Raw genomic sequence first — 10,675 nt, forward strand, 5'->3', positions numbered from 1 at the left:
GTCCCGGCCGTCCCCCGCCCCGCCCCGGCCCCCGCGCCGCTCGGCCGCCCTCGCGCCCTCCCGCCCCGCGCCGGCCCCGCCGCTCAGACCGAGCTGACCGTCTCCAGGGCGATCTCCGCGCGGGCCACGTCGCGCGCGTCGGCCGCCGTCGAGCGGCGCAGGGCCTCGTGGAGGCGGGCCGGGGTGAGGACGCCGAGGAAGCGGTCGCCCTCGTCCGGGTCGGTCACGGCGATCCAGCCCGCGTCGTGCTGGAGCATCGTCGCGAAGGCCTGCTTGAGCGTCGCGCCGACGGGCAGCCACGCCTCCATGCGACGCACGCGGTCCGCGACGGTCCCGGTCTCCGGCGCCGCGTCGGCCCCGTCCCCCGTACCGCCGATCCAGCCCCGCAGCGCGCCCGCCTCGTCCAGGACGACGGCCCAGCGGGCGTCCTCGGCTCGCAGCCGCGCGGAGACCGCGGCCAGCGGGTCGTCGAGGCGGACCACGGGCGGCTGTTCGAGGTCGCCGGGCTCGATCGGGGTGACGGAGAGGCGCTTGAGGCCGCGGTCGGCGCCGACGAAGTCCGCGACGTATCCGGTCGCGGGGGCGCCGAGGACGGTGCTCGGCGTGTCGAACTGCTCGATGCGGCCCGCCCCGTAGACGGCCATGCGGTCGCCGAGCCGGACCGCCTCCTCGATGTCGTGCGTCACGAAGAGGACCGTCTTGTGCACGGCGGCCTGGAGGCGCAGGAACTCGGACTGGAGGCGCTCGCGCACGACGGGGTCGACGGCGCCGAACGGTTCGTCCATGAGAAGCACGGGCGGGTCGGCGGCGAGCGCGCGGGCCACGCCGACGCGCTGGCGCTGACCGCCGGAGAGCTGCTCGGGGTAGCGGTCGCCGTAGACGGACGGGTCGAGGCCCACGAGGTCGAGGAGTTCGGCGGCGCGGGCGCGCGCCTTCGCCTTCTTCCAGCCGAGCAGGTGCGGCACGGTCGCCGTGTTGTCCAGGATCGATTTGTGCGGGAAAAGCCCCACTTGCTGAATGACATAGCCGATGCGGCGGCGCAGTTCGACCGGATCGATGCCGGATATGTCCTCACCGTCGAGGAATATGTGTCCGTCCGTCGGCTCTATGAGCCGGTTGACCATCTTCATCGTCGTGGTCTTGCCGCACCCGGAGGGGCCGACGAGGGTGACGAGTTCACCGGCCGTGACCTCGAAGGACAGGTCGTCGACGGCCGTGGTGCCGTCCTCGTACCGCTTGCTGACGTGCTCGAACCGGATCATGGGTCCCCATTGTGGTCGGTCGTATGTCTCCAGTGTTGCCCCTCGTTGCCGGAATGCGACGGGGCGACGAAAGGTTCGGGGGATTGTCAGTGGCCCGGGTTAGGGTCGCGGCAGATCGACCACGTGTGCGAACGCGCGCGGGGCGGGTCGGTGTGGCGGACGGGGGCGGGGCCGTGTGACGGCGGTCCGCGCGCCCGGCGCACGACTCGTCCACGGCTCGGTCACGGTACGGACGCGGCGGGGTTGGCGTGCGCGCCGGCGGGTAGTCGGACGGCTGTTCTCGGGAGGTCCGGGGGCGCGAAGGGACCGGAGGAGGTGGGCTCGCGCATGAGCGGACAGAACTGCTTGGTCACGAACGAGTGGATCTGCGGGGAGTATCTGCGAACCCGCAGCCATGAACTGATGGACGCGACGGTGCAGCACGTGCTCATCACCGCCGTCTCGGTCGCGATCGGCCTCGCCGTCGCGCTGCCGCTCGCCGTCCTCGCCCGCCGCTACAAGACGCTCGCGGGCCCGGTCCTCGGCCTCACCACGCTCCTCTACACGATCCCCTCGCTCGCGATGTTCTCGCTGCTCCTCCCCGTCTTCGGGCTCTCCCCCGCGCTCGTCGTGACGGGTCTCGTCCTGTACTCGCTGACGATCCTCGTGCGGAACATCCTCGCCGGGCTCGAAGCGGTCCCCGAGGAGGCTCGCGAGGCCGCGCGCGGCATGGGATACGGCTCCTGGCGCCTCCTGTGGGAGGTCGAACTGCCCCTCGCGCTGCCCGCCGTGCTCGGCGGCGTCCGCATCGCGACCGTCTCCACCGTCGCGCTGACCACCGTCGGCGCGATCGTCGACTACGGCGGTCTCGGCTCCCTCATCCTCGACGGCCTCGACACGACCTTCAAGGCGCAGGTGCTCGCCGCCTCCGTGCTGTGCGTCGTCCTCGCCGTCGCCGCCGACCTGCTCCTCCTCGGCCTCCAGCGGCTCCTCACCCCGTGGACGCGCGCGGGCCGCGTGCCCCGCAAGGCGCGTCGCGCCGCTTCCCGTACGAACCCGGCGCCCGCGGAGGCGATATGAACGCGCTCACCGGAGCCTTCGACTGGCTCGGCGCCGGGAAGAACTGGCGCGGCGACGCCGGTATCCAGCACCGCCTGATCGAACACCTCGGCTTCACCGGGCTGAGCATGCTCGTGGCCTGCCTCATCGCTCTGCCCGTCGCGCTCTGGCTCGGCCACCTCGGCAAGGGCGGCGCGCTCGCCGTCAACATCTCCAACGTGGGCCGCGCCATCCCCACCCTCGCCCTCCTCGCGCTCCTCTCGCTCACCCCGCTGCGGCAGCACGGCGAGACGCCGACCCTCATCGCGCTCGTCCTCTTCGCGATACCCCCCGTCCTCACCAACGCCTACATCGGCATGCGCGAGGCCGACCGCGCCGTGGTCGAGGCCGCGCGCGGCATGGGCATGAGCGGCGGGCAGGTCTTCCTCCGCGTCGAACTGCCCCTCGCCTTCCCCCTCCTCATGACGGGGATACGCAGCGCCGCCGTCCAGACCGTCGCCACCGCGACCCTCGCCGCGATACCGGGCGGCGGCGGCCTCGGCCGCGTCATCACGGCAGGCTTCAACCTGCAGAACACCTCCCAGGTCGTCGCCGGAGCCCTCCTCGTCGCCCTCCTCGCGCTGCTCGTCGAGGGACTCCTCGTGCTCATCGGCCGCTGGGCCGACCCGATGCGCCGCCGCCGCACCACGGGCAAGGGCACGGAGCCGGACGGCGCTACGAGCGGCGGCACGGGCACCGGGGCGGGCGGCGGCACGGAGACGCCCGGCGGTACGGGCGCGGGCGCGGAGCCGGCCGCTGCCGCCGCCTGAGCCCCGTACCCCCGCCCCGGCGCACCGCCCTCGCGACACCTCGCGTTACGACACCTCGCGCTACGACACCTCACTGTGAACCGATGAACGGAGACCCCGACATGAGCAGGAACACGCATCGCGCGCGGCTGGCCGGAGCGCTGCTCGCCACCGCCGCACTCGCCGCGGGACTCACCGCGTGCGGCGGCGACAGCCTGGAGGACAACGGCAAGGACTCCTCCGCGAGCAAGGGCGACGACGCGAGCGGCGGCAAGAAGGGCTCGCTCGTCATCGGCGCGGCCCGCTTCACCGAGGCGAAGGTCCTCGCCGAGCTGTACGCGGGGGTCCTCGCCGACGCCGGCTACAGCACTTCCGTCAAGACCGTGCAGAACCGCGAGGTGTACGAGCCCGAGCTGCGCAAGGGCTCGATCGACATCGTCCCCGAGTACGCGGCGACGCTCGCCGAGTGGCTCAACCACGCGAAGAACGGCGAGGACGCGAAGCCCGTCGCCTCCAGCGACGTCGACGAGACCGTCGCCGCGCTGCGCGAACTCGCCGAGCCGCAGGGCCTCAAGGTCCTCGACGCGGGCAAGGCCGTCGACCAGAACGCCTTCGTCGTCACCAAGGAATTCGCCACCGAGCACAAGCTCAAGACCCTCTCCGACCTCGGCAAGTCGAAGGAGAAGGTCACCATCGCCGCCGGCGACGAGTGCGCGAGCCGCCCCTTCTGCGCGCCGGGCCTGAAGAAGACGTACGGCATCAACGTGGCCGGAATCGACCCCAAGGGCGTCGGAACGCCGCAGTCCAAGCAGGCGGTGAAGGACGGCAAGGACCAGCTCGCCCTCACCACCACGACCGACGCCACGCTGGAGAGCTACGGACTCGTCGTCCTCGACGACGACAAGAAGCTCCAGAACGCCGACAACATCATTCCCGTCGTCAACGCCAAGGACGCGGGTGACTCCGCGATAGCCAGTGCGCTCGGCAAGCTCAACAAGACCCTCACGACGGACGACCTCGTGGAACTCAACCGGAAGGTCGACGCGGAACGGCTGAAGGAGAAGGACGTCGCCGCGGATTACCTGAAGGAGAAGGGGCTCGTGAAGGGCTGAGCGGGATTCCGGAGGGGGCGGGGCCCGTCGTACGGGCGGGACGGGGGCCGTCGTACGGGCGCCGGGACCGGGTGGTCGCACGACGGCCGCGCGAGGGCGCGGGACGGTCGCGGGGACGCCGGGCGGCCGGGACACCGGGCGGTTGTGCGGCCGGGCGGTCGGGCCGCCGGGTGGTTGTGCGGCGCCCGCGTGAAGGCGCGTACGGACGCGGGGAGCCGTGCGGGCATCGCGGTGCCGTACGCGTGCCGTGGGGGCGCCTCGCGTGTCACCGAGCGGGCGCCGTGGCGGCCGCCGCGCGGTGGGTCCCGCCTGCCTCCGGAGGTGGCCTGAGGGCGCACATGCGGAATTGCCGCGTCCGTTCGTGCGGGGTTCGGGCTTTCCTCATCTGACGGGCTGACATGTTTCCGGCCGGGGCTCCGTAATTTGCCTACGCGCGGTAAGTTTCTGGCCATGCCACACGGACGTCACCGTCACTCCCCCCCACTGCACCGGCTGCTGCCGCCCACCGCGATCGCCGTGGTGGCCGTGCTCGGGGCCGGGGCCTCCTGGTTCAGCGGCCAGGCGCTCGTCCTGCGCGCGCTCGTGTTCCTCGTCGCCGTCGCCGCCCTCACCGGCGCGGTCGTGATGCGCCGCTGGGACAGCGTCGCCGGGCTGCGCGTCGCCGAACTGGACCGCGCGCGCGGCGCCGACGAGTGGCGCCACGAGGAACGCGTGGCCGAGCTGGAGGCCGAACTGGAGGAATCGCGCGAGCAGCGGGGCGAACTGGCCCGCAAGGTGCGCGCCAAGCGCGCCGAACTCTCCGCGCTGCGCAACGAGCACGCCGCCCTCCTGCGCCGCTACGCCGCCGCCGAGACCGCCCGCGCCAACGCGCTCGAAGGCCGCCGCAGGCTCGCCATCGAAGCCGCCTCCCCGGCCCGCGCCCTGCCCCCGGCGGGCGCCGACCGGCGCCCGGACCCGCGGCCTTCCGTGCCACGCGGCACCCGGCCCACGCCGGAGCTGTACGGGCGCGCCAACGAGGCCCTGAACGCCCTCGCGCACCGCGCCGCCCAGGCCCGTACCGCGGCCCAGGACGCCACGGCCTCCCCGGTCCCCGCGGAGCACACCTCGGCCCCGCTCGCGGCCGCGCCCGCCCGCCGCCGGATCGCCGCCGCCTCCGCCTTCGGCCCGGCCCCGGCCCCCCGCCGCCCGGTCCCGCGGGGGAGCTTCGACTTCTTCGGCACGCACCGCGCCGCCGAGCCGGCCCGCCACCCCGCCGAGGTCCCCGCCGCCGTCCGCGAGGCCGTGCAGCACGCCGACCTCGCCGATGTCGTGGGCGAGGAGGCGGCCGAGGCGGCGGCGACGGAAGAGGTCATCGACCTCACGGCGCACGACGAGACGGAGCAGCTCGACGTCGGGAGCCTGCGACAGGCGATGGGCGCCTGAACCCTCCCCGTCGCACGACGAGACGAAGGCGCGGACCGCACGGTCCGCGCCTTCGTCGTGTACGGGGTCGCGGAGCCCACGAGAGGACGGCGGCGGGCGGGGACACGGGGACGGGGCCGCGAGCGCGGGCCCCGTGACGCGCCGAGGACATCGGCGTACGCCGTACCCGTGGGGCCGCGCGGGGCGTGGCTCAGGGGCGCTCGCGCGGCCATTGGCCGTGCGGGGACGCGCGGCGGCTGGTGCGCGAGCGGTCGGCCTGCGCGTGGAAGACGGCACGGGCCTCGTCGGCCGCGCGGGCGCGGGCCCGGATCGTGCGGTTCGCGCCGTCGTCGACGGCCAGCGACGCGAGACCGAGGGCGCGTTCCCAAGGGCCCTGCGTGAAGCGGACGCTCTGCACCTTCGCGTGCGGGACGAGCGAGGTCGTACGGCGCAGCAGGCCCCGCCGGGCGACGAAGAGGTGCGCGTCCACCGCGAGGCCCTGGCCCCGCCACCACCACGCGAGGCGCCAGCGGGCGCGCTCCGGCGGCCGTACCGGCTCGGGCACCCCCGTACCCGGCAGCACCCGCGCCACGAGCGCCCGCCCCGTCGCGTACGGCGCGACGGGGACGAGCACCGAGTTCTGCGAGCCCGCCACGCGCAGCTCGACCCGCACCCACCCGAAGGCCCGCCACAGCAGCGGCTCCACGAGCCGCACCGACTGCACCCGTCCCGGCGGCACCGTCTCGTGCGCCGTCTCCAGGAGCCCGTGGTCCAGGCGCAGCCCGTCGGGGGACTCGCCGACCGTCCAGTCGTAGGCGTTCGCGTACGCGCGGAACAGCTTCGTCGCGGCGCCGCCCACGATCGGGACCGCCGTCACGGCGATCGACCACAGGCTGTGCGACGCCGTCCACAGCAGCCACGACACGAACGCCGCGCCGCACAGGGAACCGAACAGCCCCCCGCTCAGCAGCACGGACCCCGCGAGCTGCCCCGGCGCCACCCGCCACAGCACCCGCCGCTCCGCCTCGCCCACCGCCCGCACCTCGCCCGGCGCGTGCCCCGCCGCCCGCGCGAGCAGTTCGGCGCGCAGCACCCGCGCCTCCGCCTCGGCGAGATACGCCAGCTCGTCCTTCGATTTCGCGCCCACCACGTCGAGCTTCAGCTTCGCGACCCCCACGAGCCGCCCGAGCAGCGGACGCGTCACATCCACGGCCTGGAGCCGGTCCAGACGGATGTGCGCGGTACGCCGGAACAGCACCCCCGAACGGATGCGCAACTCGCTCTCCGTCACCGCGAACCACGTCACCCACCAGCTCAGCACCCCGTACACGCAGGCGACGAGGACGACGCCGACGCTCGCGAGCACGAGAGTCCCCGTCGCGAGCGCGGACAGCTGCCGGTACGCCCCGTTCGGGTCGTGCACCGCCCATCCGAGGAGCACGGCGACAGGCGCCCAGGCGCGGCGGAGGGGGGTGAGGGGGTGGAGACGGCGTTCCGGGCGGGAGAGGGCGCCCCCGGGGCGTGGCTCCGGGGCGGGGAGGAGCGCGGGGGCCGCCGGGGCGGGCGCGCTCGTATGGGCGGCGGTGGTCGTGTGGGCGGGGGTGGTCGCGGCGGCCGGTGTCTTCTCGTGCGGGTCCGTCGGCAGCCCCGCCGCGCCGCTCACAGGCCCGCCGATCGGGCCTCGCCGAGCGCGGTGAGCCGGTCCCGCAGCCGCTCGGCCTCCGCCGGGACGAGCCCGGGGACACGCGCGTCGCTCGCCGCCGCCGCGGTGTGCAACTGCACGCTCGCGAGGCCGAACCGGCGCTCCACCGGGCCCGAGGTCACCTCGACGAGTTGCATCCGCCCGTAGGGGACGATCGTCTCGCGCCGCCACAGCACCCCGCGCGCGAGGAGCAGGTCGTCGGCGCGCTCGCGGTAGCCCCACGAGCGCCAGTTCCGGGCGAGCAGCACCCAGCCGCAGGCGAGCACGGCGAGCGGCAGCAGCGCGAAGAGCGCCCACACCGGGCCCGCGAGCCAGCCCACGAGCCCGGCGACGAGCACGGCGAGCGGGACGGTGCAGAGGGAGAGAAGCAGGCGGCGCAGGGCGAGGACCTGCCGGGGGAGACGGAGCCAGGGCGTGTCGGCCGGGAGCGTGTCGGAGGGCGGAGGCGCGTCGCGCGGCGGCGGCGGGCCGGAGGGCGCGGGTGTGCGGGGGGCCGGGGGCGTGCCCCCGCCCGGGCCCACAGCGCCGGGCAGGACCGTGCCCCCGGCCGGGTCCGCAGTGCCTGGCCGGACCGTGCCCCCGGCCGGGTCCGCAGCGCCTGGCGGGCCCGGGTTTCGGCCCGTCTCACCGCTTCGGCCCGTGTCTCCGCCGTCCGCTATGCCGTCGTCCGCGCCCGGGCGCGTCCCCGTCTCCATCCGTCCAGCGTAGGTGCGAGAGACTGAAACCATGACGGAGACCGTGATCGGCATTGGCGGCGCGGCCGAAAGCACCGACATGGTGCTCAACATCGGCCCCCAGCACCCCTCCACGCACGGCGTGCTGCGGCTGCGGCTCGTCCTCGACGGCGAACGGATCGTGAGCGCCGAACCCGTCATCGGATACATGCACCGCGGCGCGGAGAAACTCTTCGAGGCCCGCGACTACCGTCAGATCATCATGCTGGCGAACCGGCACGACTGGCTCTCCGCGTTCTCCAACGAACTCGGCGTCGTCATGGCCGTCGAGCGGATGCTCGGCATGGAGGTCCCCGCCCGCGCCGTCTGGCTGCGCACGCTCCTCGCCGAACTCAACCGCGTCCTCAACCACCTCATGTTCCTCGGCTCGTACCCGCTCGAACTCGGCGGCATCACGCCGATGTTCTACGCCTTCCGCGAGCGCGAGGAACTCCAGGCCGTCATGGAGGAGGTCTCCGGCGGGCGCATGCACTACATGTTCAACCGCGTCGGCGGCCTCAAGGAGGACATCCCGCTCGGCTGGCCGGAGCGCGTCCGCACCGCGCTCGCGCGCGTCCGCGAGCGGATGCCGGACTACGACGGGCTCATCCTCGGCAACGAGATCTTCCGCGGCCGTACGCGCGACGTCGGCGTCCTCTCCGCCCGCGCCGTGCACGCCTACGGGGTGAGCGGCCCCATCGCGCGCGCCTCCGGCGTCGACTTCGACCTGCGCCGCGACGAGCCGTACCTCGCCTACGGGGAACTCCAGAGCGTGCTGCGCGTCGTCACCCGCGAGGAGGGCGACTGCCTCGCCCGCTTCGAGTGCCTCCTCGACCAGACGCACAACTCCCTCGACCTCGCCGAAGCCTGCCTCGACCACCTCGCCGAACTGCCCCCGGGGCCCGTCAACCAGCGCCTCCCGAAAGTCCTGAAGGCACCCGAGGGCCACACGTACGCGTGGACCGAGAACCCGCTGGGCCTCAACGGCTACTACCTGGTGTCGAAGGGCGAGAAGACCCCGTACCGCCTCAAGCTCCGCTCGGCGTCCTTCAACAACATCCAGGCGCTGACCGAACTGCTGCCGGGGACGCTGGTGGCGGACATGGTGGCGATTCTGGGATCGCTGTTCTTCGTCGTCGGGGACATCGACAAGTAGCAGCGGTGCGCCGGGGCGGTGGGCATTCCGTACGGGAGCCGGTGCCGCGGGGCCTCCTGGCTAGGGTGCGCGTGTGACCGCTCGACCCGCCGCCCCCGCAGCCTCCTCCGTATCGCCGCCGTGGCCCCTCCCGTGGCGCGAAGCCATGGACACCGCTCTCTACGGGCCGGGCGGCTTCTACCGCTCCGCCGGTCCCGGGCCCGCCGCGCACTTCCGCACCTCCGTGCACGCTTCGCCTCTCTTCGCACGGGCCGTCGCCCGCCTCCTCACCGAGGTGGACGCCGTGCTCGGCACCCCGCCCGCACTCGACTTCGTCGACATCGGCGCCGGACGCGGAGAACTCCTCACCGGCGTCCTCGCCGCACTCCCCCCGGCAACGGCCGCGCGGCTGCGGCCGTACGGGGTCGAGCGCGCACCCCGGCCGGAAGGGCTCGATCCGCGCATCGGCTGGGGCGAGGAGATCCCCGGCCACGGGCTCACCGGACTGCTCTTCGCCAACGAGTGGCTCGACAACGTGCCCGTCGACGTCGTCGAGACGGACGCGCAGGGCGTGGCAAGGCTCGTCCTCGTCGCCCCGGACGGGAGCGAGCGGCTCGGGGAGCCGGTAAGCGGCGCGGACGCGGAGTGGCTGGCGCGGTGGTGGCCGCTGGGGGAGGACGGGTCACTCGGCTCCGGGGCGAGCGGAGTGCCCGGAGGCGGAGTGCCCGGAGGCCGGGCGTCCGCAAGGGCCGAGGGCGGGGCCCGTTCCGGTACGAGCGGCGGGCCGGGGGGCCGTGAGGAACCGGGGACCAGCGGGGGTGAGCGGGCGGCCCGTGGTGGGGCGGGAGACAGCGCGGAGGCGGGATTGCGTGCTGGGCCTGAGAGGCGTTCCGAGGCGGGGTTCCGTGCTGGGGCTGAGGGGTGTTCCGAGGCGGGGTTCCGTGCTGAGCTGGGCACGGGGCGCGATGCGGCGTGGGCCGCGGCCGTCTCGCACCTGGCGCGCGGCCTCGCCGTCGCCGTCGACTACGCGCACTCCGCGCACACGCGTCCCGCCTTCGGCACGCTCACCGGTTTCCGCGCGGGCCGCGAGGTCACCCCGGTACCGGACGGCACGACCGACCTCACGGCCCACGTGGCGCTCGACGCCTGCGCCGCCGCGACCGCCCACCAGGGCCCCGCCGCACTCACCCGCCAGCGCGAGGCATTGGGCGCGCTCGGTATCGCGGGGAGCAGACCGCCGCTCTCCCTCGCGAGCACCGACCCCACCGCCTACGTGCGGGCCCTCGCGGAGGCCGGAGAAGCGGCCGAGCTGACCGACCCCGCGGGGTTGGGGGCCTTCGGATGGCTGCTCCAAACGGTGGGGACCGGGCCCAGCAGGGCGGCACGGGACGTACCGGACGCGCCGGGGCTGGCGGCGCTGTTGGGGGAGGGGGTGCGGCTGCCGGGGGGAGGCGGGGCACTGGGGAAGGGCTGCCGGGATGAGGTTGTGGCGAGGCGGGGCGCTGGGGGAGAGGCAGCCGGGGC

9 protein-coding genes are annotated in these 10,675 nt (G+C 74.5%); 6 read left to right on the forward strand and 3 right to left on the reverse strand.

Annotated features, from left to right (window positions below; all coding sequences use genetic code 11):
• Positions 1–83 precede the first annotated feature (83 nt).
• Positions 84–1,262 carry an ABC transporter ATP-binding protein gene (locus IF99_RS0128890; protein WP_031001112.1) on the reverse strand — a complete coding sequence of 393 codons (1,179 nt, stop codon included), beginning with the start codon at positions 1,260–1,262 and terminating at the stop codon, positions 84–86.
• 327 nt (positions 1,263–1,589) lie between these two features.
• Here IF99_RS0128890 and IF99_RS0128895 point away from each other — a divergent pair, with 327 nt between their 5' ends.
• The 4 genes from IF99_RS0128895 (at position 1,590) to IF99_RS0128910 (ending at position 5,622) form a co-directional block, all read left to right on the forward strand.
• On the forward strand, positions 1,590–2,321 hold the full coding sequence (locus IF99_RS0128895; protein WP_031001114.1) for an ABC transporter permease: 732 nt from the start codon (positions 1,590–1,592) through the stop codon (positions 2,319–2,321).
• Positions 2,318–3,109 carry an ABC transporter permease gene (locus IF99_RS0128900; protein ID WP_031001116.1) on the forward strand — a complete coding sequence of 264 codons (792 nt, stop codon included), beginning with the start codon at positions 2,318–2,320 and terminating at the stop codon, positions 3,107–3,109. The genes IF99_RS0128895 and IF99_RS0128900 overlap by 4 nt, the downstream gene beginning before the upstream one ends.
• 101 nt (positions 3,110–3,210) lie before the next feature.
• The gene (locus IF99_RS0128905) at positions 3,211–4,200 is read left to right on the forward strand and encodes an ABC transporter substrate-binding protein (protein ID WP_031001118.1); all 990 of its coding nucleotides are present in this window, start codon (positions 3,211–3,213) and stop codon (positions 4,198–4,200) included.
• 450 nt (positions 4,201–4,650) lie between these two features.
• Positions 4,651–5,622: a hypothetical protein gene (locus tag IF99_RS0128910; protein WP_031001120.1), complete on the forward strand. Its 972-nt coding sequence runs from the start codon at positions 4,651–4,653 to the stop codon at positions 5,620–5,622.
• A gap of 190 nt (positions 5,623–5,812) precedes the next feature.
• Here the strand turns inward: IF99_RS0128910 and IF99_RS0128915 are convergent, their stop codons facing one another.
• Positions 5,813–7,264 (reverse strand): PH domain-containing protein, encoded by a 1,452-nt coding sequence (locus IF99_RS0128915; protein ID WP_234340906.1) that lies wholly within the window; start codon positions 7,262–7,264, stop codon positions 5,813–5,815.
• Positions 7,261–7,683: a PH domain-containing protein gene (locus IF99_RS0128920; protein WP_031001124.1), complete on the reverse strand. Its 423-nt coding sequence runs from the start codon at positions 7,681–7,683 to the stop codon at positions 7,261–7,263. The genes IF99_RS0128915 and IF99_RS0128920 overlap by 4 nt, the downstream gene beginning before the upstream one ends.
• 346 nt (positions 7,684–8,029) lie before the next feature.
• On the opposite strand from IF99_RS0128920, the gene IF99_RS0128925 reads away from it, so the two are divergent.
• Together IF99_RS0128925 and IF99_RS0128930 are read left to right on the forward strand one after the other, a co-directional pair.
• A complete protein-coding gene (locus IF99_RS0128925; protein ID WP_031001125.1) occupies positions 8,030–9,172 on the forward strand; it encodes an NADH-quinone oxidoreductase subunit D in 1,143 nt (380 codons plus the stop codon).
• 145 nt (positions 9,173–9,317) lie between these two features.
• Positions 9,318–10,675: SAM-dependent methyltransferase (locus tag IF99_RS0128930; protein WP_078655331.1), on the forward strand; the 1,358-nt coding region annotated here is incomplete at its 3' end.

It is taken from the genome of Streptomyces sp. NRRL F-5630 (assembly GCF_000719475.1).
In the GTDB taxonomy this organism is placed as follows: domain Bacteria; phylum Actinomycetota; class Actinomycetes; order Streptomycetales; family Streptomycetaceae; genus Streptomyces.

Coding starts and splice junctions, on each gene's coding strand:
- IF99_RS0128900 (WP_031001116.1), top strand. CDS start 2,318: ATGAACGCGCTCACCGGAGCCTTCGACTGGCTCGGCGCCGGGAAGAAC.
- IF99_RS0128890 (WP_031001112.1), bottom strand. CDS start 1,262: ATGATCCGGTTCGAGCACGTCAGCAAGCGGTACGAGGACGGCACCACG.
- IF99_RS0128895 (WP_031001114.1), top strand. CDS start 1,590: ATGAGCGGACAGAACTGCTTGGTCACGAACGAGTGGATCTGCGGGGAG.
- IF99_RS0128905 (WP_031001118.1), top strand. CDS start 3,211: ATGAGCAGGAACACGCATCGCGCGCGGCTGGCCGGAGCGCTGCTCGCC.
- IF99_RS0128910 (WP_031001120.1), top strand. CDS start 4,651: ATGCCACACGGACGTCACCGTCACTCCCCCCCACTGCACCGGCTGCTG.
- IF99_RS0128925 (WP_031001125.1), top strand. CDS start 8,030: ATGACGGAGACCGTGATCGGCATTGGCGGCGCGGCCGAAAGCACCGAC.